Source organism: Ruminococcus sp. RTP21204st1_B2_RTP21204_210225 (assembly GCF_040914135.1).
Taxonomy (GTDB): Bacteria; Bacillota; Clostridia; order Oscillospirales; family Ruminococcaceae; genus Hominimerdicola; species Hominimerdicola aceti.
Genome location: NZ_JBCPGA010000012.1, coordinates 1 through 23,728, shown reverse-complemented (window position 1 = coordinate 23,728; position 23,728 = coordinate 1). Strand labels below are relative to the sequence as shown.

19 protein-coding genes are annotated in these 23,728 nt (G+C 44.3%); 14 read left to right on the top strand and 5 right to left on the bottom strand.

Going from position 1 to position 23,728, the window contains the following annotated elements; all coding sequences use genetic code 11:
• The first annotated feature begins 39 nt into the window (after positions 1 to 39).
• The 11 genes from AB5123_RS06330 (at position 40) to AB5123_RS06280 (ending at position 14,654) form a co-directional block, all read left to right on the top strand.
• Positions 40 to 510, top strand: a complete 471-nt coding sequence (locus AB5123_RS06330) for an N-acetyltransferase (protein ID WP_256322394.1) — start codon at positions 40 to 42, stop codon at positions 508 to 510.
• Positions 511 to 532: 22 nt separating this feature from the next.
• Positions 533 to 1,174 (top strand): thiamine phosphate synthase, encoded by a 642-nt coding sequence (gene thiE / locus AB5123_RS06325; RefSeq protein ID WP_287209209.1) that lies wholly within the window; start codon positions 533 to 535, stop codon positions 1,172 to 1,174.
• 198 nt (positions 1,175 to 1,372) lie between these two features.
• On the top strand, positions 1,373 to 2,791 hold the full coding sequence (pyk, locus tag AB5123_RS06320; RefSeq protein ID WP_368364617.1) for a pyruvate kinase: 1,419 nt from the start codon (positions 1,373 to 1,375) through the stop codon (positions 2,789 to 2,791).
• 482 nt (positions 2,792 to 3,273) lie between these two features.
• Positions 3,274 to 5,352: a formate C-acetyltransferase gene (gene pflB / locus AB5123_RS06315; RefSeq protein ID WP_278634642.1), complete on the top strand. Its 2,079-nt coding sequence runs from the start codon at positions 3,274 to 3,276 to the stop codon at positions 5,350 to 5,352.
• Positions 5,342 to 5,569: a hypothetical protein gene (locus AB5123_RS06310; RefSeq protein ID WP_022287417.1), complete on the top strand. Its 228-nt coding sequence runs from the start codon at positions 5,342 to 5,344 to the stop codon at positions 5,567 to 5,569. Before pflB ends, AB5123_RS06310 begins: the two co-directional genes overlap by 11 nt.
• 75 nt (positions 5,570 to 5,644) lie before the next feature.
• Positions 5,645 to 5,896 carry an autonomous glycyl radical cofactor GrcA3 gene (grcA3, locus tag AB5123_RS06305; protein ID WP_022287416.1) on the top strand — a complete coding sequence of 84 codons (252 nt, stop codon included), beginning with the start codon at positions 5,645 to 5,647 and terminating at the stop codon, positions 5,894 to 5,896.
• Positions 5,897 to 6,152: 256 nt separating this feature from the next.
• A complete protein-coding gene (gene pflA, locus AB5123_RS06300; protein ID WP_288162388.1) occupies positions 6,153 to 6,896 on the top strand; it encodes a pyruvate formate-lyase-activating protein in 744 nt (247 codons plus the stop codon).
• Positions 6,897 to 7,215: 319 nt separating this feature from the next.
• Positions 7,216 to 7,713: a DUF2798 domain-containing protein gene (locus AB5123_RS06295; RefSeq protein ID WP_337812624.1), complete on the top strand. Its 498-nt coding sequence runs from the start codon at positions 7,216 to 7,218 to the stop codon at positions 7,711 to 7,713.
• Positions 7,714 to 7,858: 145 nt separating this feature from the next.
• Positions 7,859 to 8,941, top strand: coding sequence for a carbamoyl phosphate synthase small subunit (locus AB5123_RS06290; RefSeq protein ID WP_041337647.1), 1,083 nt, complete (start codon positions 7,859 to 7,861; stop codon positions 8,939 to 8,941).
• 321 nt (positions 8,942 to 9,262) lie between these two features.
• Positions 9,263 to 13,318, top strand: a complete 4,056-nt coding sequence (gene carB / locus AB5123_RS06285) for a carbamoyl-phosphate synthase large subunit (RefSeq protein WP_302833266.1) — start codon at positions 9,263 to 9,265, stop codon at positions 13,316 to 13,318.
• A 130-nt stretch (positions 13,319 to 13,448) separates the two neighbouring features.
• Entirely contained in the window at positions 13,449 to 14,654 is a 1,206-nt protein-coding gene (locus AB5123_RS06280; RefSeq protein WP_041337153.1) for an LL-diaminopimelate aminotransferase, read from the top strand.
• Positions 14,655 to 14,949: 295 nt separating this feature from the next.
• On the opposite strand, the gene AB5123_RS06275 is transcribed toward AB5123_RS06280, so the two are convergent.
• The 3 genes from AB5123_RS06275 to AB5123_RS06265 form a co-directional block, all read right to left on the bottom strand.
• The gene (locus tag AB5123_RS06275; protein ID WP_302833265.1) at positions 14,950 to 15,768 is read right to left on the bottom strand and encodes an AraC family transcriptional regulator; all 819 of its coding nucleotides are present in this window, start codon (positions 15,766 to 15,768) and stop codon (positions 14,950 to 14,952) included.
• Between the two features lie 65 nt (positions 15,769 to 15,833).
• Entirely contained in the window at positions 15,834 to 16,190 is a 357-nt protein-coding gene (gene spoVAE / locus AB5123_RS06270; protein ID WP_022287409.1) for a stage V sporulation protein AE, read from the bottom strand.
• Positions 16,190 to 17,206, bottom strand: a complete 1,017-nt coding sequence (locus tag AB5123_RS06265; protein WP_347503220.1) for a stage V sporulation protein AD — start codon at positions 17,204 to 17,206, stop codon at positions 16,190 to 16,192. Before AB5123_RS06265 ends, spoVAE begins: the two co-directional genes overlap by 1 nt.
• Positions 17,207 to 17,461: 255 nt before the next feature.
• On the opposite strand from AB5123_RS06265, the gene AB5123_RS06260 reads away from it, so the two are divergent.
• Together AB5123_RS06260 and AB5123_RS06255 are read left to right on the top strand one after the other, a co-directional pair.
• The gene (locus tag AB5123_RS06260) at positions 17,462 to 18,715 is read left to right on the top strand and encodes a DUF975 family protein (protein ID WP_347503219.1); all 1,254 of its coding nucleotides are present in this window, start codon (positions 17,462 to 17,464) and stop codon (positions 18,713 to 18,715) included.
• On the top strand, positions 18,715 to 19,464 hold the full coding sequence (locus AB5123_RS06255; protein WP_051706846.1) for a putative ABC transporter permease: 750 nt from the start codon (positions 18,715 to 18,717) through the stop codon (positions 19,462 to 19,464). Before AB5123_RS06260 ends, AB5123_RS06255 begins: the two co-directional genes overlap by 1 nt.
• 436 nt (positions 19,465 to 19,900) lie before the next feature.
• Here AB5123_RS06255 and AB5123_RS06250 read toward each other — a convergent pair whose 3' ends face one another.
• Positions 19,901 to 20,248, bottom strand: coding sequence for a type II toxin-antitoxin system PemK/MazF family toxin (locus AB5123_RS06250; protein ID WP_022287405.1), 348 nt, complete (start codon positions 20,246 to 20,248; stop codon positions 19,901 to 19,903).
• 249 nt (positions 20,249 to 20,497) lie between these two features.
• On the opposite strand from AB5123_RS06250, the gene AB5123_RS06245 reads away from it, so the two are divergent.
• Positions 20,498 to 21,313: an Mrp/NBP35 family ATP-binding protein gene (locus tag AB5123_RS06245; RefSeq protein WP_041337156.1), complete on the top strand. Its 816-nt coding sequence runs from the start codon at positions 20,498 to 20,500 to the stop codon at positions 21,311 to 21,313.
• 503 nt (positions 21,314 to 21,816) lie between these two features.
• Here AB5123_RS06245 and AB5123_RS06240 read toward each other — a convergent pair.
• Positions 21,817 to 23,535, bottom strand: a complete 1,719-nt coding sequence (locus AB5123_RS06240) for a phospho-sugar mutase (RefSeq protein ID WP_117878033.1) — start codon at positions 23,533 to 23,535, stop codon at positions 21,817 to 21,819.
• Between the last annotated feature and the right edge of the window lie 193 nt (positions 23,536 to 23,728).

Here is a 23,728-nt window from a genome sequence, read left to right as displayed (position 1 = left end):
ATTGCATATTATACTTTTTCATATGAAGGAGAATGAAAAATGACCGTAAGATTTGCTTGTGAAAAGGATATACCGCAAATGGACAGCTTGCTCTATCAGGTAGAGAGAGTTCATCAGCAGGGCAGACCTGACCTTTTTAAAGAGGGTGCGAAAAAGTATACTGATAACGAGCTTAAAGATATGCTCAAGGATAAAACTAAGCCTATATTTGCCGCAGTTGATGAAAATGATGTGATGAAGGGCTACGCTTTTTGTGTGTTTCAGGAGCATAAGGACGACAACGTTCTCACGGATATAAAGACTTTGTATATCGACGATCTGTGCGTTGATGAAAATTGCAGAGGTCAGCATATCGGCTCGGTACTTTACGAGGCAGTGAAGAAATTCGCTAAGGAGCAGGGCTGTTATAATGTTACTCTCAACGTGTGGGAGTGTAATCCATCGGCAAGAAAATTTTACGAAAAAGCGGGGCTGAAGCCATACAAGACAGGTATGGAAGTTATTTTATGATAAAAGATAAGAGGGTAAAAAAATGGACAAATCGAAAATTGACTACACGCTTTATCTCTGCACAGACCGTGGACTTATGTCCTGCGAAACTATCGAGCAGTCGGTAGAGGAGGGCGTAAAAGGCGGCTGTACAGTTATCCAGCTAAGAGAAAAGGACTGCACTTCAAGAGAGTTCTATGAGCTTGCAGTTAGAGTAAAAAAGATAACGGACAAATACAATGTGCCGCTTATCATCAACGACAGACTTGATATCGCACAGGCTGTTGATTGTGCAGGCGTTCATCTGGGACAGAGCGATATGCCATGTGCAGTTGCAAGAAAAATCCTCGGTGAGGACAAGATAATAGGTATTTCTGCGGCAACTCTTGAAGAAGCTAAAAAAGCACAGGCAGACGGTGCAGATTACCTTGGCGTTGGTGCAATGTATGCCACCAACACCAAGACAGACGCAAGAGCTGTCACAAGGGAACAACTTGTAGAAATAAGAGCCGCTGTGGATATCCCTATCGTAATAATAGGCGGAGTTAATCAAAAAACTGTGCCGAACTTTAAGGGTATGGGTATTGACGGCGCTGCGGTAGTTTCTGCGGTGGTATCTCAGCCTGATATTGAAAAGGCGGCAAAGGATCTTCGTGAGCTTTGCGAGGATTGTTTCGGAAGATAAGATGTTGAACGGGCGGTTATTAAGATCGTCCGTTTTTTGTTTTGAAAAATGTATGATTTTGTTTTTCGATTTTACACAAATTATACATTGTGCTATTGACGATTAAGTTAAAATCGGTTATAATAAATGAAAAAGCTTTGTTTTTTTGGATTAAAACGCTAATGCGTTGAAATAGTAATGTATGTTAGGAGAGTAAAAATGAAAAAAACTAAGATCGTATGCACTATCGGACCTTCCACAGATGACGAAAACATTATGCGTGAGCTTATGAAAAACGGCATGGACGTTGCGAGATTCAATTTCTCACACTCTGACCACAGTGTTCATAAGGCTCGTTTTGAAACTGTATGCAAGCTAAGGGAAGAACTTGGCGTTAATATTGCAACTCTTCTTGATACAAAAGGACCTGAGGTAAGACTTAAAAACTTTAAGGATCACAAGCCTGTTACTATCAAGGACGGCGATACATTCACGCTTACCACAAGAGAAGTGGAGGGTGACGAAACTATCTGCTCTATCACATTTCCACAGCTTCCAAAGGACGTTTCTGTAGGCACTAGAATACTTATCAATGACGGAAATATCGAGCTGAAAGCACTGAGAGTTGACAACACTGACATCGTCTGCGAAGTTATCCACGGCGGAGTTGTTTCCGACCACAAGGGTATCAACGTTCCTGACGTAAACCTTTCTATGCCTTATATCTCTGACGCTGATATGGCTGACCTTGAATTTGGCGCAAAAATGGGATTTGACTATATCGCAGCTTCATTCGTAAGAACAGGCGCTGACGTTATTTATCTTAGAAAATTTACCCAGAGCCTTGGCTGGTTCAATCCTAGAATTATCGCTAAGATAGAAAACGCTCAGGGTGTTGCCAATATTGACGAGATCCTTGACGCTGCTGACGGAATAATGGTAGCAAGAGGAGATATGGGCGTTGAGATACCTTTCGAGCAGATACCTGCTATCCAGAAAGAGCTTATCAGGAAAGCTTACAACGCAGGCAAGAACGTTATCACAGCAACTCAGATGCTGGAGTCTATGATAACAAACGCACGTCCTACAAGAGCCGAGATAACCGACGTTGCAAACGCTATTTATGACGGCTCGTCTGCTATAATGCTTTCAGGGGAAACTGCCGCAGGTAAATATCCTGTTGAGGCTGTCAAGACCATGAGCCTTATCGCAGAAACGACCGAAAAGGATATCGACTATATCTCACGTTTCAAGAAAAGAGTAGACGAGAGAAATTCATCTATCACTGACGCTATCTCACACGCTACTGTTACAACTGCCCATGACCTTAATGCTGTAGCGATCCTGACAGTAACAAAGGGCGGAACAACAGCAAGAACGCTTTCAAAATTCCGTCCGAACTGTCCTATAATCGCACTTACAACTGACGATACAACATATCATCAGCTCAGCCTTTCATGGGGTATCAGAGCAGGCGTTATCGAAGAGAAAACAAACACTGACGAACTCATCAGACACGCTCTGGAGCGTTCTGTGGAGCTTGGCTATCTGAAGAAGGGCGACCTTGTCGTTATTACAGCAGGAGTACCGCTTGGAATGAGCGGAACGACAAATCTGCTCAAAGTCGAGAGAGCGTAGTTTTTAAGTGAGGAGTGAGGAATGGCAGCGCCATACCGAGCAAATCACCAACACAAAGTAAAAGCACACACGAGTGAAGCGAGCAAAAGGTACAGGGCAAAGCTCTGTCGGAGCTTGAGGCAGAGCCTTAATAGGAACAAGCCTACTAAGCGGTGCAGAAAAGCAATAGAACAATTGCAAAAAAATCAATTACAAAGCGGTGTCGGAGCGGAATGCTCTGCACCGCTTTTGTTGCGAAAAATGTTTGAGCTTTTTGGAGGCGATCACTTTTTTTATTCAAATAATTTTCCGTGAATTGGGTAACCAATTCTAACATATGAAAGAAGTATGGCGTAAGAGTAATATTTCTGAATGTGACTTGACTTTGATTTTGAAGTATGTTATTATTTTAACATACGAGCGGTAGTATTATTAATAGGTATGCAATACTGAATATTGAGGTAATATGTGCTGCCCGAAATCTTATGTCAGGAGAGTATAAAATGGAAAGACAGTTTTATGACGAATGGGAAGGCTTTAAGCCCGGCAGATGGTCAAACACTTCTATCAATCTTCGTGATTTTATCCAGAAGAACTTCACACCATATGACGGTGACGACAGCTTCCTTACAGGCCCTACAGAAGCAACTACTAAGCTCTGGGAACAGGTAATGGAGCTTTCAAAGAAGGAGAGAGAAGCCGGCGGTGTTCTCGATATGGACACTAAGATCGTTTCTACTATCACCTCACACGGCCCTGGTTACCTTAACAAGGATCTTGAAAAGATCGTTGGTTTCCAGACTGACAAGCCTTTCAAGCGTTCTCTTCAGCCTTTCGGCGGTATCAGAATGGCTATGAATGCTTGCGAGCAGAACGGCTACACAGTTGATCCTGAAGTTGTAAAGATCTTTACTGAATATAGAAAAACTCACAATCAGGGCGTTTTTGACGCTTACACACCTGAGATGAAGCTTGCCAGACACGCTGCTATCATCACAGGTCTTCCAGACGCTTACGGCAGAGGAAGAATCATAGGCGACTACAGAAGAGTTGCTCTTTATGGTATAGACTATCTCGTTGAGGACAAGAAGGATCAGCTTGCTACTTCACTGGTAAGAATGACTTCTAAGAACATAAGACTCAGAGAAGAGCTTTCTGAGCAGATCAGAGCCCTTGGCGAACTCAAGAAGCTTGGCGAGATCTACGGCTACGATATATCACGTCCTGCTAAGAACGCTAAGGAAGCTATCCAGTGGCTGTACTTCGGCTATCTTGCTGCTGTTAAGGAGCAGAATGGTGCTGCAATGTCACTTGGCAGAACTTCTACATTTATTGATATATACATCAAGAGAGATATGGACAGAGGTATCCTCACAGAGCAGGAGGCTCAGGAGCTTGTTGACCACTTCATCATGAAGCTCAGACTTGTTAAGTTCGCTAGAACACCTGAGTACAACTCACTGTTCTCAGGCGACCCAACTTGGGTAACAGAGTCTATCGGTGGCGTTTCTATCGACGGCGTTCCAATGGTAACAAAGACTTCATTCAGATATCTCCACACACTTGAGAACCTTGGTCCTGCACCAGAGCCAAACATGACAGTTCTGTGGAGCACAAAGCTTCCTGTAAACTTCAAGAAGTTCTGTGCTAAGACTTCTATCAAGACTTCTGCTATCCAGTACGAGAACGACGACCTTATGAGAGTTACACACGGTGACGACTACGCTATCGCTTGCTGCGTATCTTCAATGAGGATCGGTAAGGAAATGCAGTTCTTCGGTGCAAGAGCTAACCTTGCTAAGTGCCTGCTTTATGCTATCAACGGCGGTGTTGACGAAAGACTTAAGATACAGGTAGGTCCTAAGTATCGTCCGGTTACAGGCGATTACCTCGATTATGATGATGTAATGGCTAAGTATGACGATATGATGGAGTGGCTGGCTGGTCTGTATGTAAATACACTGAACGTTATCCACTATATGCACGATAAGTATTCTTATGAGAGAGTTCAGATGGCTCTTCATGACAGAGATGTCAAGAGATACTTCGCTACAGGTATCGCAGGTCTGTCAGTTGTTGCTGACTCACTTTCTGCTATCAAGTACGCTAAGGTAAAGTGCATCAGAGATGAGGACGGAATCGTTACAGATTACGAAGTTGAGGGCGATTTCCCTAAGTATGGCAACAACGACGAGAGAGTTGACAAGATCGCAGTTGACCTCGTTAGAACATTTATGGACAAGATCAGAAAGCACCACACATACAGAGATGGTGTTCCTACAATGTCTATCCTTACTATCACATCTAACGTTGTTTATGGTAAGAAGACTGGTTCTACACCTGACGGAAGAAAGATCGGTGTGCCTCTTGCTCCTGGTGCTAACCCAATGCACGGCAGAGATACTCACGGTGCATCTGCATCACTTTCTTCAGTTGCTAAGCTGCCATTCAGACACGCTCAGGACGGTATCTCAAACACATTCTCTATCATTCCTGACGCTCTTGGCAAGGACGACAAGGTATTCATGGGCGACCTTGATATCGAAAGCATAGCTAAGGAGCTTAACGAAGATGGGGTTTAATGTTAAAAAGGACGAGGACGAGGCTCAGGTAAACGAGCTTGTTGACGTCATTGACAGACTTATGATGGGCGGTCAGGGTCATCTTACGATAGACATTGACGAAACTGAAGAAGGTCTGAACGTTAAAACTTACAGCACTTCCGATTGTGGCGGTGACGGCAAGACGGCTTGCTGTCAGCCTACAGAAGAGGACGCTGTTGACAGAGATGAAGATTAACTCCCTATTTTAGAAAACGGCGGAGATAAATGCTCCGCTTGTTTTCCATAAATACTAAGAAAGGAATGTAATACTATGGCAAACTTTGAACCAACAGAGGCACAGGTAGACAACCTTATCGGACTTCTTGACGGATATGCTGAAAAAGGCGGTCATCACCTTAACGTAAATGTACTTAACAGAGAAACTCTTCTGGACGCTCAGGCTCACCCTGAGAAGTATCCACAGCTCACTATCAGAGTTTCAGGCTACGCTGTAAACTTTGTAAAGCTTACTAAGGAGCAGCAGGACGACGTTATTTCAAGAACGTTCCACAAGAGCCTTTAATTTGAGCTTTGCCGCATAGAGCGAGTTTCTTTGCGGATAATATGCACACGGGCGGTCGGCGTCGTCTTACATGGAACATCTTGTTTTATGTGGAGGGGAGCTGCCGCTCGTTTGTTACTTTTTGCGGATAGGTATGCGGTGATATAAATTTGTGAGCGAGCAGAAACGGGACGTCAAGGGCGCCGTCCCCTACAGAATGGTTTGTGCAGGCTGAACGGGCGTACGTTCATGCGAAATAAAAAAGGAGGGATATCCCATGGAGGGATTTATACATTCTACGGAAAGCTTTGGTACGGTGGACGGACCGGGGATAAGGTTTGTTATTTTCTTTCAGGGTTGTCCTATGCGGTGTCTTTACTGCCACAATCCTGATACTTGGAAGATAGGCACTGGTACAAAGAGGACGGTGGAAAGTCTGCTGGCGGAATATGACTCGGTAAAAGAGTTCATGAAAAACGGCGGCATTACTTGCACGGGCGGTGAGCCTTTGGTGCAGATAGACTTTGTGACGGAGCTTTTTGAAAAGGCTAAGGAAAAGGGGATACACACTTGTCTTGACAGCTCGGGCATCACTTTTACGCCTGACAGCACTGAAAAGTTTGAAAGGCTTTGCAAATGCACTGACCTTGTTATGCTGGATATCAAGCATATTGACCGTGAGGAACACAAGAAGCTTACGGGGCATTACAATGACAACATTCTTGCGTTTGCGAAGTTTTTGTCGGAGCATGGTGTGCCTATATGGATACGTCATGTTGTTGTGCCGGGTATCACGGACAAGGAAGAATACCTTTTCAGGCTGGGCGAGTTTATCTCACAGCTCAGGACTTTGAAAGCGCTTGACGTTCTGCCTTATCACACTATGGGCAAGGTAAAGTATGAGCAGCTTGGTATAGATTATCCTCTTGGTGACACGCCGCCTCTTGACAAGGAGGACGCTGTTAAGGCGAGAGATGTTATCATGAGAGGGCTTAAAGCGGCGTTGAAAAAGAGAAAATAGGCTTTGCATAAGCCGTAAAAGCGGGCGAACGCTGTTCGCCCCTACAGATTATATTGGGTCATTTTAATACGGGCAGGCTTTGGTCTGCCTGTTTTTTTGTGTAAAAATATATTTTTTGTCCTGCATTTTTGAAAATATTCTGTCTGTTTGGATAATTGACGGCAGGCTTAAAATATGGTAAAATAAATAAGTAAGGAATACAGCAATAGAATATTGTTAGGACAGGTTTATATTGGAAACGCACATTCTCTGAATGATAACGAACAACACAGCGTCTGCGAAAGGGCTGTAGGTTTGATATCATAAGGAGGATTTTTTTATGCCAAAGAATTTGTTTCAGGAGATAGTTTTTACGGTGCTGATGGTGTTTGTGATGGTATACGCCATGATATGCTACAACATTGCACTCAACATGGGCGGAATGTCGAACGCAGTATTTCTCAAGGCTTTTCACGAGCTTGTGATAATGGGTCCGATAGCTTTTGTTCTTGACTTTTTTGCTGTGGGAAAGATAGCAAAGAAAAAGGCGTTCGGCATTGTTGATGTGAGAAAGGATAATCCTTTTCATCTTGTGCTTGCCATATCTGTTATCTCTGTTATTTTTATGTGCCCACTCATGAGCCTTGCGGCTACGCTGCTTTTTAAGGACGCAGGCAGGGAGGTAATTGCGGTATGGTTAGAAACAACGGCTATGAACTTTCCTATGGCTCTTTGCTGGCAGCTTTTCTTTGCAGGCCCTATAGTGAGGTTTGTCTTCGGACTTATTTTCAGAGAACGTGAACAGAAAAGCGGGGCTGTATCTGCAGCTGCAGAATAAGGTTTTTACGAGTGGACTTCAGTCTGCTCGTTTTTTATTTTACACTGAAAAATAAAAACTAAAAAAAGTGTTAAAAGCCTTTACAAAGGCAGGAGGTTGTGCTATAATAGTAATCGTAAAAATTTGCGTGAAAAAGGAGGAGCTTATAGTGCAGAAGGCGTATCTGATTTTGGAGAACGGTACTATTTTCGAGGGTAAAAGTTTCGGCGCAGCTGGCGAAGCTATTGGCGAAATTGTTTTTACTACGGCTATGACAGGCTATCTCGAAACACTTACTGACCCTAGTTACTACGGACAGATAGTTGTTCAGACATTTCCGTTAATTGGTAACTATGGCGTTATTCCTGAGGATTTTGAAAGTGAATGTCCTCATGTTAAAGCTTATATTGTTAGAGATTGGTGTCAAGAGCCTAGCAACTTCCGTTGTGAGGGTGATCTTGACACTTTTTTAAAGCAGCATAACATCGTTGGTCTTTACGGTATCGACACTCGTCAGCTCACAAAGATAGTTCGTGAGTCGGGTGTTATGAACGGAAAGATCGTTCCTGAGGGTTCAAGTTTCGGACTGACAGATCTGAAAAACTATACGATAGTTGAGGCTGTAAAGAACACGACCTGCTCGGAGGAGAAAACATTCGAGCCTGAGGGAGAGGTCAAGAGAAAGGTAGTGCTTTACGATTTTGGTGCAAAGCACAACATTGGAAGAGAGCTTGTTAAGAGAGGCTGCGAGGTAACTGTTGTTCCTGCATACACAAAGGCAGAGAGGATAAAGGAGCTTGCACCTGACGGCATAATGCTTTCAAACGGCCCTGGAGATCCTGCGGAGAATGTGGAGATAATCGAGGAGCTTAAAAAGCTTTCTGAGATGAAGATACCTACTTTTGGAATTTGTTTGGGTCATCAGCTTTTGGCGCTTGCACATGGTGCGATGACACACAAGCTGAAGTATGGTCACAGAGGTGCGAACCAGCCTGCTGAGAACACTGAAACAGGCAGAGTTTACATAACATCACAGAACCATGGATATGCAGTAGAAAACGATTCGCTCCCTGAGGGTGAAGCAAAGGTGCTTTATGTAAATGCCAATGACGGCACTTGTGAGGGTATCAGATATCTCAACGAGCCTGCATTTTCTGTACAGTTCCACCCAGAGGCTTGTGGTGGTCCGCATGATACTGACTTCTTGTTTGATGAGTTTATTGAGCTCATTGACACTAACAAGAAGTAAGCTCTGATTTTTTGAAGTATAGAAATTATTGATCTCAGTTTCTGCAACAGTAGGGGCGAACAGTGTTCGCCCGTGGCTGACGGAATGTGTTTGATATGACTATTGTAGTGTTCATTATTCGAGCGGCTTTTATATGGGGCGGTCGTGATAGTGAACGGGCGAACGCTGTTCGCCCCTACATTATGTTTTACTGAGGTCGTTAAGCTTTAACACAGAGGGCTGCTGGGTGCGGTTTTCGAGAGTGTGAGAAGGGATAACTCCTCACTCCTCACTCCTCACTTTCAGTGTTTCCCTAAACTTTTCAGAAAGGATTGAATTTAAGTGCCTTTAAATAAAGATATAAAGCGAGTTCTCGTTATCGGCTCGGGTCCTATCGTTATAGGTCAGGCTGCAGAGTTTGACTATGCAGGTACACAGGCTTGCCGTGCGCTCAAGCAGGAGGGTCTTGAGGTTATTCTTATAAACTCTAACCCTGCTACTATCATGACGGACAATGCTATGGCTGACAAGATATACATTGAGCCGCTTACTCTTGAAACTGTTAAGAGAGTTATCAAAAAAGAACGCCCTGACAGCCTGCTTTCTACCCTTGGCGGTCAGACGGGTCTTACGCTTTCTATGCAGCTTGCTAAGGAGGGATTCCTTGACAAGTATAATGTTAAGCTTCTTGGTGCTAACCCTGAAACTATCGACAAGGCTGAGGACAGACAGATGTTCAAGGACACTATGGAGTCTATCGGTCAGCCATGTATCCCTTCAAAGGTCGTTAATACTGTTGAGGACGCTGTAGACTTCGCTAATCAGCCTGGTATCGGTTATCCTCTTATCATCAGACCAGCCTTTACACTTGGAGGTACAGGCGGCGGTATAGTTAATGATGAAGAAGAACTGAAAGAGATCACAAGAAATGGTCTTTATCTTTCACCTATCACTCAGGTGCTTGTTGAGAAATGTATCGCAGGCTGGAAAGAGATAGAGTTCGAGGTAATGAGAGATGCTAAGGGCAACGTTATCACTGTTTGCTCAATGGAGAACTTTGACCCTGTTGGTGTTCACACAGGCGACTCTATCGTTATCGCTCCTGCTGTTACGCTGGCTGATAAGGAATATCAGATGCTCCGTTCCGCAGCTTTGAAGATAATCGATACTCTTAAAGTAGAGGGTGGCTGTAACTGTCAGTTCGCTCTTAACCCTGACAGCTTCGAGTATGCTGTTATCGAGGTAAACCCTAGAGTTTCACGTTCTTCCGCACTTGCTTCTAAGGCGACAGGTTATCCTATCGCTAAGGTTGCAGCTCAGATAGCTATCGGATATACTCTTGACGAGATAAAGAATGCTGTAACAGGCAAGACTTATGCTTGCTTTGAGCCTGCCCTTGACTATGTTGTTGTTAAGCTCCCTAAGTGGCCTTTCGACAAGTTCGTTTATGCTAAGCGTGAGCTTGGTACACAGATGAAGGCTACAGGTGAAGTTATGGCTATCGGCTCAACTTTTGAGCAGGCTATAATGAAGGCTGTAAGAGGTGCTGAGATAGGTCACGACTGCCTTATCTCACCTAAGATGCTTGACCTTGACGACAAGACTATCCATGACAGACTTTCTGATTGCACAGACGAAAGACTTTTCGTTGTATACGAGGCTCTCAGACGTGGAGTTTCTGTTGATGAGATACACAGCATCACTAAGATAGACGAGTGGTTCCTCTACAAGCTCTGCAAGCTTATCGACATGGAAAAGACGCTCAAAAATAATTTCAACGAGGAAACTTATCTTGAAGCTAAGAAGATAGGCTATACTGATAAGGTCATCGAGAAGATAACAGGCAAGAAGATAGAAAAGCCTGTTCATGCTGTATTTAAAATGGTTGATACCTGTGCGGCTGAGTTTGCGGCTATGACACCTTACTTCTACTCAACATATGACAATGAGGACGAGGCGAGCGAGTTCATTGCAAACAGGGGTCATGACAGAAAGACTGTTATAGTATTCGGTTCAGGTCCTATCAGAATAGGTCAGGGTATCGAGTTCGACTATGCGTCAGTTCACTGCGTATGGGCTTTGAAAGAAAAGGGCTATGACGTTGTTATCGTAAACAACAACCCTGAAACTGTTTCAACTGACTTTGATACTGCTGACAGACTTTATTTCGAGCCTCTTACTGACGAGGATGTTATGAACATCATCAGAGTTGAAAAGCCTGTTGGAGTTGTTGTGGCATTCGGCGGACAGACTGCTATCAAGCTCACAAAGCACATGGCTGAACATGGTGTAAACATTCTGGGTACTCCTCCTGACGCTATCGACGCTGCTGAGGACAGAGAGAGATTTGACGAACTGCTTGAACAGCTTAAGATAAAAAGACCGCAGGGCTTCACTGTCATGACTTGTGACGAGGCTCTTGAAGTTGCAAATAAGATACACTATCCTGTTCTTATGAGACCTTCTTACGTTCTTGGCGGACAGAACATGATAATCGCATTCAACGATGACGATATCAAGGAATACATGGCTATCATTCTCGACCAGGGAATCGAGAACCCTGTACTTATAGACAAGTACCTTATGGGTACTGAGCTTGAGATAGACGCTATCTGTGACGGCGAGGATATTCTTATCCCTGGTATCATGGAGCATATCGAGAGAACTGGTATCCACTCAGGCGACTCTATTGCAGTTTATCCTGCATGGAACGTTTCTGACAGCCTGATAAACAGAATTATCGAGTGTTCAAAGAAGCTTGCTATCGCACTTAACACAAAGGGTCTTGTAAACATTCAGTATATTGCATACCATGACGAGATATATGTTATCGAGGTAAACCCACGTTCTTCAAGAACTATCCCTTATATCTCTAAGGTAACGGGCGTTCCTATGGTAGACCTTGCAACTAAGTGTATGCTTGGCGAGAAGCTCAAGGACATGGGCTACGGCACTGGTCTTTACAGAAATTCACCATATGTTGCCGTTAAAGTTCCTGTATTCTCATTCGAGAAGCTTATCGGCGTTGACAACCACCTTGGACCTGAGATGAAGTCAACAGGTGAGGTGCTTGCAGTTTCTAATTCTCTTGAAGAGTCACTGTATAAGGGCCTTACTGCTGCTGGCTACAAGCTTGGCAAGAAGGGCGGAGTATTCATCACTGTCAGAGATTCTGACAAGGGCGAGATACCACAGACGGCTAAGATGTTCGCTGACCTTGGATTTAAGATATACGCTACAAACGGCACTGCTAAGGTGCTTCACGAGCACGGCATCGACGCTGAGGTAGTGGCAAAGATACACGAGAACGAGGACAACAACACTCTTACACTTATCGAGAGCGGAAAGATAGCTTATGTTATCTCCACTTCTTCAAAGGGAAGAATACCTACAAGAGATTCTGTTAAGATAAGAAGAAAGACAGTTGAGTGGAACATTCCTTGTCTGACTTCTATCGACACTGCAAACGCTATTGCGGCATCTATCAGAAGTAAATACACTGAGTCAACTACTGAGATAGTCGATATCAACAACATGAGAACTGAAAAGCAGACATTTGAGTTCACAAAGATGCAGGGCTGCGGCAATGACTACATCTACTTCAACTGCTTTGACCAGAGAATAGACAATCCTGAGGGTCTGGCACTCAATCTGTCTGACAGACACTTCGGTATCGGCGGCGACGGTGTTATCCTTATCTGCCGTTCAAAGGTCGCAGACGCTAAGATGAGAATGTTCAATCTTGACGGTTCTGAGGGCAAGATGTGCGGAAACGGTATCAGATGCGTTGCTAAGTTCATGAGAGATAACGGCATTGTTGACAAGGACGAAATGACTATCGAAACACTTTCGGGTATCATGACAGTTTCACTTATCCGTCACTACGGTGAGGTAAGCGGTGCTACTGTAAACATGGGCAAGGCTATTCTTGCTCCTCACCTTGTTCCTGTTGAACTTGAGCCTGACGAGAACGGCAGGGTAGTTGACAGAAAGGTGAACATTGCAGGAAATGACTACAACATCACCTGCGTTTCAATGGGCAACCCACACGCTGTTGTATTCATGAACAATGTTGACAGCTTTGACATTGACAAGGTAGGTCCTGAGTTCGAGCATGACAAGATATTCCCTGAGAGAGTGAACGCTGAGTTCATCAAGGTGATCGATGACCACACACTCAAGATGAGAGTATGGGAGAGAGGCTCCGGCGAAACTTGGGCTTGCGGCACTGGTGCTTGTGCAGCAGCAGTTGCGGCTGTTCTTAACGGATTCTGCAAAAAGGACGAGGAAATATCTGTTATACTTAAGGGAGGCACTCTTAAGATAAGATACACAGACGAGGCTGTATATCTTACAGGCGACGCTGTAACAGTATTCTCAGGTCACATCGTAATGTAAATTTCGCAGCGGACACTGCGTTAAAAAAGCGGCAGCCGCAGAGCGTTTTGAATGTGCTTTGCGGCTGTGTGCGTTTTATAAGTTTGACCCGTGAAACTTCGGGTCGCAAAAATGAAAAGGAGTTGGAATTATGCCAAGTATCAACGAAAATTTTCTCAAGCTGGAAAAGAACTATCTTTTTATAAACATTGCCAAGAAGGTAAAGGCCTTCACTGAGGCACACCCTGAGGCTGACATCATCAGAATGGGTATCGGCGACGTTACTCAGCCTATCGCAAAGTGCGTTGTTGAGGCAATGAAAAAGGGCGCTGACGAAATGGGCGTCAAGGAAACATTCAAGGGCTATGAGGACAGCGGTGCAGGATATGACTTCCTGAAAGAGGCTGTTGCAGGCTACTACAAGAGCTTCGGTGTTGACATTCCTGCTGACGACATCAGGATAAACGATGGTGCAAAGTCTGACTGCGGAAACATTGTTGACATTTTCGGTGACGACAATGTAGTGCTTATCACAGACCCTGCATATCCTGTTTATGTTGACACGAACCTTATGAACGGCAGAAAGGTAATTTATGCTGATTCAAACGAGGAGAACAACTTTGCGGCTATGCCTGACGAGAACGTAAAGTGCGACATTATTTATCTTTGCTCACCTAACAATCCAACGGGTTCTGTTTACACTAAGGAGCAGCTTAAAGTTTGGATAGACTATGCAAAGAAGAACAACGCTATCATCATTTACGACTCTGCATACGAGGCATTCATTACAGAAAAGGACGTACCAAGAAGTATTTTTGCTGTTGAGGGTGCAAAGGAATGTGCTATCGAGATGTGCTCACTTTCAAAGACAGCAGGCTTCACAGGTATGAGATGCGGATATACAGTTATCCCACACGAGCTTGTTGTTAAGGCATCTGACGGCAGTGAAGTATCTATTGCTCAGCTTTGGGGCAGACGTGAAGGCTCAAAGTTCAACGGTGTATCATATCCTGTTCAGTGTGCTGCTGCGGCTGTATTCACTGAGGAGGGTCAGAAACAGACAAGAGCAAACATTGAATACTATCAGAACAACGCAAAGGTAATGGCTTCCACACTTGACGAGCTTGGTATCAAGTACACAGGCGGCAAGAACTCGCCATACATTTGGCTGAAATGCCCTAACAACATGGGTTCATGGGAGTTCTTTGATTATCTTCTTGAGAATGCAAATGTTGTTGGCACACCTGGCGCAGGTTTTGGCAAGAACGGCGAGGGCTGGTTCAGACTGACTGCGTTCGGCGACAAGGACAGAACTGTTGAGGCTATGGAGAGAATAAAGAAGCTGCTTTCTAAGTAGTGAGCAGTTAGGAGTGAGGAATTATTCTTGCTTTTACTCTGATATTCTCGGATAGGTTTTATATGATCTTAAAAGGGCGGTTTTGACCGCTCTTTTTTTTGTTTGCAAATTCTACCGCCGCAAAATCGCCTCGCTCTTTGCGGGGTGGGGTTGTAAAATGAGATAGTAAAAGCGGTGCAGATTTTTTACTCCGACACCGCTTTGTTATTTGCTTTAGTTTGTGTTTCTTCTACTTGGTAGTGGCTCTTTGCTAGGTTTGGCTATGCCATTCCTCACTCCTCACTTCTCACTTTGCCTACACCTTTATTCTCCGATACTCTCCCGGAGTCATATTTTCATACCGTTTGAATACCACGGAGAAATAAGATCCGTCCTGAAAGCCCGTTTCATCTGATATCTCACCTATGGTCTTGTTGGAATACACAAGCAGATCCTTTGCGTGCTGTACCCTTACTTGCGCAAGATACTCCATAGGTCTGAGCTGAAAATTTTTCTTGAAAAGTCTGCATAAGTGCTGCTCGGATACTCCTGCGATTTTTGCAAGCTCGTTAAGCTTTATTTGCTCCGGATAATGCTCTTCAATATACTGCAATACGTCTGCCAAGGCAACAGATTGTGCGGTATAAAATGACGAAAGCCTGTTATCAGCTATTTTACGATATTCTATAAGAAAGTCGTAAAGCTGTGCTGAAGCGTAATGATTGCCATAAAGCTTATCACTTTTCAGAGTATAATAGATGCGTGTTATGATACGGCGTAATCTGTCCATATCTACCCCTTGAATGGCGGTGAACTTATTAAGCTTCCACTGCTCCAAGAGGGGAATGACCTGTGAGCCGGAAAAGGCTATCCAATCCAGATACCACGCATCGCTTATGGCATGATACTCATGTGGACAGAATGGGGGGATATAGAAAACAGTATCGGGCGGTATTTTTGTGGTTTCTCCGTTTATTATGACCTCGCCCTCCCCTGAGCGTGACAAAAATATTTGTGGGTACTCGTAGCCATCTGCACGTTTTATTGGAAACTGCCAGCTTTCAAGTCCCAGACCTACCACATAAAAGGGCAGGTTTTTTTCGTCGCCTATGACGGGATATATCTGTTTATACATTATTCTGCACCCCCAATTTACATATCTTTATAATACCACTGGGTTTGGGGTTTGTCAAGATAAAACTATTCTTTTGCTGAGCTTTTAAAGAAAAGCGAAAAGATAAAGGCGAATGTCATGGCTGCAGTTATGCCTGCGGCGGAGGCGGTAAGTCCCCCTGTGAAAATGCCTAGGAAGCCTATTTTATCTATCTGTTCACGGACACCGTTATAGAGAAGATAGCCGAAGCCCGTGAGAGGGACAGTTGCGCCACAGCCTGCAAGGTCTATAAGTGGCTTATAAAGTCCCAGTGCACCCAGAAGCACGCCGCCTGTGACGTATGCCACCAGTATTCGTGCGGGGGTCAGTTTTGTGAAGTCCATAAGCACCTGTCCTATGGCACAAAAAAGACCTCCTATAAGAAAAGCCCATAGATAGTCCATTAGTTTGCTCCTTTCATATCTTTTTCCCCTGACAGCCACACGAGATGTGAGATAGAGGGGATAGATTCCCCTTGCTGATTTACTGTTGGTGACATTAGCGCACCCGTGGCAGCAAAGAGGATATTTTTTATTTCACCTGCACGGAGCTTCGGGAGAAAATAGCCGCACAGAACGCTTCCTGCACACCCACAGCCGCTTCCACCTGCGTGGATATCCTGCTCGTCAAAGTCATAGAGCATCATGCCGCAATCTTTATGATTGTCACGGATATTTATATTTTCACGCTCGAAAAGCTCACAGAGAATACGGCTTCCAACTTTGCCAAGGTCGCCTGTGACGATATAATCGAAGTCGGAGGGGGTCATGCCTGTGTCGGTGAAAAATGTGCTAATTGTGGAAAAGGCTGCAGGAGCCATGGCTGCACCCATGTTGTTGGCGTCGCTCACGCCCAAGTCAACTATTTTTCCGATAGTACAGCCCCTGATGTAGGGGGGCTTGTCCGAGGGGGCAACCACCAATGAGCCTGAGGCTGTGGCTGTCCACTGAGATGTGGGAATACGCTGTCCACCGTAGTTGAGGGGAAAGCGGTACTGCCTTTCAGCGGTGCAGAAGTGGGAAGATGTGACCGCCATTGCTTTTTTTGCGAGGTCGTTGTCAACGAAAAGAGAGGCGAGGAGAAGTCCCTCCGCCATGGTGGAGCAGGCTCCGTAAATGCCGAGAAAGGGCATTTCAAAGGCTCTTACGCCATAGGTAGTGCCGACACACTGATTTAGCAGGTCACCGCCGAAAAGCACGTCTATATCCTCGGGGGAGAGGGCGGCTTTATCCAAAGCGTGAAGCACTGCCTGCTTTTGAAGCTGACTTTCGCCCTTTTCAAAGCTATCTGTGGATAAATAGGGATCGTCATTTATTTTGTCAAAATAGTCGCCCAAAGGTCCTTCGTTTTCTTTCTTGCCGCCTATGGCTGCGAAAGAGATGACAGAGGGTGAGGTTTTCATAAGCTTAGTGGCTTTCATTTTATCACTCCTATTGATGAATATCGTCATTTGATGTTATTTTCTACATTGCAGATGAAAATATGCAAAAAAAGTTTGGCGTTTTAAACGTAAACTTAAAACTATCTTAAAATAAACTTGTTTTGATCTCAAAATCGTTGACATATTCACAAAAAAAAGATATAATTAAATAGTCGATTTATTGTTGATTATGTAGTGTTTTGTTAAGTGGTATGTGTGAAGGGAGGATATGTCCCGTCGGGGGCATAGTTTTAGATGAAGAAAAATGAAGATATGCCGGTGGTCATAAAGCTTGACCGAAAAAAAATAAAGCAGTCGGCTAAAGGCAGGGTGAAGCGAAATTATATCGCCTGCATAGCAGTGTGCTTCATAATGGTATTTATTGCAGGAGAATATGGATCGACCACGCAGAATATGTCAAGCTATGATAATTCTCACGTTGCTGATCTTAAATATGACGCCGAAGATAAGGAAGAGATCATTGAGGATATGGTTAAAAATGGTCTTACGGCAGAACAGGTCAGTGACAAGTGGCAGATAGATAACCCTGACGCTGTAAAAAAGTGGCTGGACGCTTATAAAAAATACGGAGTTGACGGGCTAAATTCAAAGGAAGTCACGTTCTTTGGTTCATCAAACGACACTTCTAACCTGGAAGCACTGGCAGACGCTTTTTCTTTTAGCCGAAATGCAAAGGAAAAGGCACAGACCTATCTTAATGACAGACTCAATAATTTTACAGCCTCTGCTTCGGTTTATTTTGACAGTGCAACAAGCTCCAATTCCTATCAGTTTTCATTGCTTACGGCGATAATGAATGTTTTAGGAAAAAAATCCACATGGGATACTATAGTTTCATTCGTGTATTTTATTTTCCAGTTGATGTTCACCATATTCATAGTGAATGTGCTTTGGGTATGTGAGAGAAGATTTTTCCTTGAAAATCACACATACAAGAAAACGAAGATAGGCAGACTAGGCTTTCTTTTCCGCGAGAGAACGCTTCACCCCGCAAGGACTATGTTTGTAACCAGCATATATCAGACCTTATGGGCGTTTACTATCGTGGGATATCCTATAAAACATTATGCCTATTCAATGGTGCCGTTCATATGTGCGGAAAACCCTAACATCAAGACGAGAAAGGCAATAAAGCTTTCTATCGCCATGACTAGGGGATACAAGTGGCAGCTTTTCAAGGTGGATCTTTCTATGATAGGCTGGACACTGCTTTCGAGCATATCGTTCGGTGCGGTGGGAGTTTTCTGGTCTAACCCATATACAACGGCGATAGACGCAGAGGTGTATTTACAGCTAAGGCGTGAGGCTATCAAGAACAAGATAGAGGGCTATGAGGAGCTTAATGACAAGCTGCTTGACCTTGACCTTCTGGAAGAGCTTATGGCTGAGGAAGCTGCACAAAAGGGCGAAAATCCTGACATTGTTAGAAGCATACCGATATGCACGATAAAAGTGCCTGAAAATAATGAGAATGGGGGCGGTGAATAATGGAGAGAACGCTGACGCTTGACGATCTGCGGGAATTTGAGCAATACCCCGGTCTTGCGGTAGACAGAAAGGCGCATTTCAGCCGATTTGCCAACAAGACTATAGTTCACCGTGACTATCACAGAAACTATACACTCATGACGTATATACTGCTGTTTTTCATATTCGCATTTATAGGTTGGATATGGGAAGTGGGCATACACATCGTTGAGGACGGAGTTTTCGTCAATCGAGGAACCATGTTTGGCCCATGGCTTCCTATATATGGTTTTGGCGGTGTGTGCGGTATCATACTGCTGAAGCGGTTCATAGACCACCATGTGGCGACTTTTTTCCTTGTCGTGGGGTTATGCTCGGTGGTCGAATACGTAACGAGCTGGTATCTTGAAACGTTCAAGCACATGAAATATTGGGATTACACGGGATATTTCTGCAACATCAATGGCAGGATATGTCTTGAGGGAGCGTTGATATTTGGCTTTGCAGGCTGTGCAGGAATATACATCATGGCACCGTTTTTTGATGATCTTTTGAAGAAGATACCATTCAAGGCAAGGTTTGCGGCGTGCGTGATACTTGTTGTATTATTCTGTTGTGACGCTGTTTACTCAAAGGCTAATCCTAATCAGGGCAAGGGCATAACTGATTATGCGGCTTACAATCTGCCTTTTCACAGGGTCGTGGTTAGTGAGGAGCTAGGAGTTAGGAGTGAGGAATTATTATTGCTACACTCTGATATTCTCGGATAGGTTTGATATGATTTTTAGAAGGGCGGTTTTTGACCGCCTTTTTTCTGTGTGGAAATTCTGTAGGGGCTGGCGTCCTAGATGTCCCAAATTTGGTCGCCTGCTTAATCCTGTGTTATCCGCACAACATTCGACGTATTGTTTCAAAATGCTTAACGGCGTAACATTTGCAACACGGTACGTCTACACAAAATTGTGATAAAGCAAAACCTTGACACTCTCCGAACGGGACGTCGAGGGCGCCGTCCCCTACATTTTGTTCGCAAGTTCTATTGCTGCAAAATCGCTGGCGCTCTTTGCGGGGGGAGTTTGTAAAATGAGATAGTAAAAGCGGTGCAGAGTTTCCACTCCGACACCGCTTTATCTTTTGTTCTTTATTTAGTGCTTGTGATTTACTCGGTTTGGCTATGCCATTCCTCACTCCTCATTCCTCATTTAACTAGAGCTTTAATCCAAAGCTTATTGATAATGCCGAATTTACTGCGGACATGGAGCTTACGTCAAGTGTTCCCATTTTCTCCTTTAGCCTTTTCTTGTCCAATGTACGGATCTGTTCCAACAATACCACGGAATCTTTCGCTAGTCCGCAGGTGCCACCGCCAACTTCTATATGTGTCGGCAGTTTCGCTTTATCAAGGCGGCTCGTTATTGCCGCTGCTATCACTGTGGGTGAATGCTTATTGCCTATGTCATTTTGTACTATCAGCACCGGTCGCATACCGCCTTGCTCTGAGCCTACCACTGGGCTGAGATCTGCATAATATATATCGCCCCTGTGTACAGTCACTTGTAAACACTCCTATTCTATGGGCTTTCGCCTTGATTTGCAGGCTTTTGCTCCTGCTTGTTCCTATTATTGCCTTATTATCGGGGTATTATACCAAAGTATCTATTTTGTTACAAGGTGCAGGGCTGTTTTATTTTATGCGGCAGCAGTGCTTTGGGTGAAAAGTCAGTATTGGTTGACTTTTCACGGTCAAAGTGATATACTTAACATAGTAAATAAAGGTGTAAATGCCTTGAAAGGAATGATTCTATGAGCGAAGGCTGCACACATGATTGCGAAAACTGTGCTTCAAAATGCTCTGATAAAAAGAGCTTGAAAGAGGAGCTTAATGCTGCGAGCTCTGTGAAAAAGGTATATGCAGTAATGAGTGGAAAGGGTGGCGTAGGCAAGTCTTTGGTGACAAGTATGCTTGCAGTAACGGCACAAAGACGTGGTTTTAAGACCGCTGTGCTGGACGCTGACATAACAGGCCCGTCTATACCGACAGCGTTTAATATCCACGAGAGAGCTAATACCAATATGTATGGCATTATCCCTGCGGTGAGCAAGACCGGTATTGAGATAATGAGCCTTAATCTGCTTCTTGAAAATGAAACTGACCCTGTTGTATGGCGTGGCCCTGTTATTGCAGGCGCAGTGAAGCAGTTTTGGACAGATGTGGCATGGAACGACGTTGACGTGATGTTTATAGATATGCCACCAGGAACAGGTGATGTGCCGCTGACAGTTTTTCAATCCATTAAGGTTGACGGCATAGTTATCGTCACATCGCCACAGGAATTGGTTTCCATGATAGTCGAGAAAGCGGTGCATATGGCGGATATGATGAAAGTACCGGTGCTTGGAATAGTGGAGAATATGTCATATTTTGAGTGTCCTGATTGTGGAAAGAAGCATAATATCTATGGTGAGAGCCATGTGGACGAAGCGGCAGTGAAGTTTGGTATCGACGCTGTGGCGAAAATGCCTATAGACCCGAAGTTTGCGAAAGCTTGCGATAACGGTGAGATAGAAGAAGTCGAGGGCGGCTGGCTGGATTCCATTGCGGATAAACTTCTCGGTTAAAGTGAGAAGTGAGGAGTGAGGAATGGCATAGCCAAACCGAGTAAATCACAAGCATAAAGTAAAAGTCAACACCGAGCGTAGCGAGCAAAAGGTCCAGGGGCACGCCCCTGGTCAGGGTCAAGGGGTGAAACCCATTGTGGGTACAGGGCAAAGCCCTGTCGGAGTTTGAGGCAGAGCCTCAATAGGCGCAAGCCTACAAAAGCGGTGCAGAAAAGCAATAGAAGAAAAACAAACTAAAAGCAAAATCAAAGCGGTGTCGGAGTAAAAAAACTCTGCACCGCTTTTTCTATCCCATAGCACAACGTAAAATCCGCAAAGAGCGTAGCGATTTTGCGGCACAGCGAATTTGTCTGAAACTCTGTATGGGCGAACAGAGTTCGCCTGTGGGTGCGGAGTAGCGTTATATTTAGAATTGTAGAGGTTGGCGTTTATCAGAAGTTATGGTAAAAAACGCAGAAAAAAAGCAGGCGGAAACCGCCTGCTTTCGCTATATTCAGTAATTATTAGAAACCAAGAATGCCCTTGAAATCTTCAATAAGCTTTTCTTCCTGTGCTTCTGCATCAGCTCTTGTGTCGCCGATAGTTGTGTAGTATGCCTTGATCTTTGGCTCTGTGCCGGAAGGTCTGATTATTACACTTGCACCCTGCTCAAGCTTGAATGCGATAACATCTGACTTTGGAAGTGTAAGAACTGTCTTTGCGCCTGTTTCAAGGTTTGTTTCCTCAGATGCAAGATAATCTGCTATGTCTACTACCTTGAGTCCGCCAATAGCCTTAGGTGGATTAGCTCTCAGATCTGTCATGATCTCCTTCATTCTCTCCATTCCGCTTGCACCCTCGCACTGGAATGACTTCTGGCTGTGGAGATAGTTTCCGTACTTCTTGTACATATCTTCTCTTGCCTGAAGCAGTGAGATGCCCTTTGTTCTGTAGAATGCTGCCATTTCACAAATGAGCATTGAGCCTACTACTGCGTCCTTATCTCTTACATATGAGCCTGCAAGATAACCATAGCTCTCTTCAAATCCAAAGATATATCTGTCGTCCTGTCCCTCTTTCTCAAGGAATCCGATCTGCTCGCCGATAAACTTGAAGCCTGTGAGAACTTCTCTAAGCTCTACATTGTATTCTGCTGCTATCTTCTTGCAGATGTCTGTTGTTACGATAGTCTTAACAGCTACAGGGTTCTTTGGCATTGTGCCAAGGGCTGTTCTTTCCTGACAAATGTATTTGAGGAGCATTGCACCTACTTCATTTCCGCTGAACAGAACATAGTTTCCGTCAGGGTCAGGTACTGCGATACCAACTCTGTCACAGTCTGGGTCTGTTGCAAGAAGAAGGTCAGGCTTTACTGTCTTGCAAAGCTCAAGTCCCTTTGCAAGGGCTTCCTTTATCTCAGGGTTAGGGAATGGGCAGGTAGGGAAGTTTCCGTCAGGATTTTCCTGCTCAGGTACTACTGTTACTTCCTTTATGCCTATCTTCTTAAGGATAGCTCTTACAGGTTTGTTTCCTGTGCCGTTAAGAGGAGTGTATACTACCTTCAGACCGCTGTCTGCTACGAGGTCAGTATGTACGCCCTGCTGTGCTACCTTGTCAAGATACTTGTCGATAACTTCCTGCTTGATGTATTCGATCTTGCCTGACTTGATACCGTCCTCAAAGTCCATTACCTTTGCACCGCCGAACATCTCAACTGCGTTGATCTTGCCGATAACTGTGTTTGCAACATCGAGTGTGATCTGACAGCCGTCCTCGCCGTAAACCTTGTAACCATTGTACTTTGCAGGATTGTGTGATGCAGTTATAACGATACCTGCCTGACATTTAAGCTCTCTTACAGCCCAGGAAAGCATTGGAGTCGGCATAAGCTCTGAATAGATGTATACCTTTATGCCGTTTGCAGCCAGAACCGCAGCAGCTTCCTTTGCGAACTTGTCAGACTTGATACGGCTGTCATATGCGATAGCTACGCTGCCGTTTTCAAATGCGCCGTTTACATAGTCTGCAAGACCCTGTGTTGCACGTCTGATAGTGTAAACATTAAGTCTGTATGCGCCTGCACCGATAACTCCTCTGAGTCCGCCTGTGCCAAATTCAAGATCTCTGTAAAATCTGTCCTGGATCGCAGCCTCGTCGCCCTCGATAGACTTAAGCTCTGTCTGGAGATCAGGATCGTCAACAGCCTTTTCACACCAAAGCTTGTAAAGTTCCATTTCTGTCATTGTTAAATCACCTCATATAAATATTTCGCTTATAAAATACACATTTCTATAGAATACATTATAGCACACTCCCATATTTATTTCAAGAGTTGTAACAGTTATTTAACAAATTCCTGTGTAGTGCTACAATAGATATTGGACAAAATTAAGAAAAAAGAAAAGAGAGATAGACAAAAATCTGATAAAATAAAGT

Excerpts from the sequence above, each read along its gene's own strand:
- AB5123_RS06330 (WP_256322394.1), top strand. The coding sequence starts at position 40 with ATGACCGTAAGATTTGCTTGTGAAAAGGATATACCGCAAATGGACAGC.
- thiE (WP_287209209.1), top strand. The coding sequence starts at position 533 with ATGGACAAATCGAAAATTGACTACACGCTTTATCTCTGCACAGACCGT.
- pyk (WP_368364617.1), top strand. The coding sequence starts at position 1,373 with ATGAAAAAAACTAAGATCGTATGCACTATCGGACCTTCCACAGATGAC.
- pflB (WP_278634642.1), top strand. The coding sequence starts at position 3,274 with ATGGAAAGACAGTTTTATGACGAATGGGAAGGCTTTAAGCCCGGCAGA.
- AB5123_RS06310 (WP_022287417.1), top strand. The coding sequence starts at position 5,342 with ATGGGGTTTAATGTTAAAAAGGACGAGGACGAGGCTCAGGTAAACGAG.
- grcA3 (WP_022287416.1), top strand. The coding sequence starts at position 5,645 with ATGGCAAACTTTGAACCAACAGAGGCACAGGTAGACAACCTTATCGGA.
- pflA (WP_288162388.1), top strand. The coding sequence starts at position 6,153 with ATGGAGGGATTTATACATTCTACGGAAAGCTTTGGTACGGTGGACGGA.
- AB5123_RS06295 (WP_337812624.1), top strand. The coding sequence starts at position 7,216 with ATGCCAAAGAATTTGTTTCAGGAGATAGTTTTTACGGTGCTGATGGTG.
- AB5123_RS06280 (WP_041337153.1), top strand. The coding sequence starts at position 13,449 with ATGCCAAGTATCAACGAAAATTTTCTCAAGCTGGAAAAGAACTATCTT.
- AB5123_RS06275 (WP_302833265.1), bottom strand. The coding sequence starts at position 15,768 with ATGTATAAACAGATATATCCCGTCATAGGCGACGAAAAAAACCTGCCC.
- spoVAE (WP_022287409.1), bottom strand. The coding sequence starts at position 16,190 with ATGGACTATCTATGGGCTTTTCTTATAGGAGGTCTTTTTTGTGCCATA.
- AB5123_RS06265 (WP_347503220.1), bottom strand. The coding sequence starts at position 17,206 with ATGAAAGCCACTAAGCTTATGAAAACCTCACCCTCTGTCATCTCTTTC.
- AB5123_RS06260 (WP_347503219.1), top strand. The coding sequence starts at position 17,462 with ATGAAGAAAAATGAAGATATGCCGGTGGTCATAAAGCTTGACCGAAAA.
- AB5123_RS06255 (WP_051706846.1), top strand. The coding sequence starts at position 18,715 with ATGGAGAGAACGCTGACGCTTGACGATCTGCGGGAATTTGAGCAATAC.
- AB5123_RS06245 (WP_041337156.1), top strand. The coding sequence starts at position 20,498 with ATGAGCGAAGGCTGCACACATGATTGCGAAAACTGTGCTTCAAAATGC.
- AB5123_RS06240 (WP_117878033.1), bottom strand. The coding sequence starts at position 23,535 with ATGACAGAAATGGAACTTTACAAGCTTTGGTGTGAAAAGGCTGTTGAC.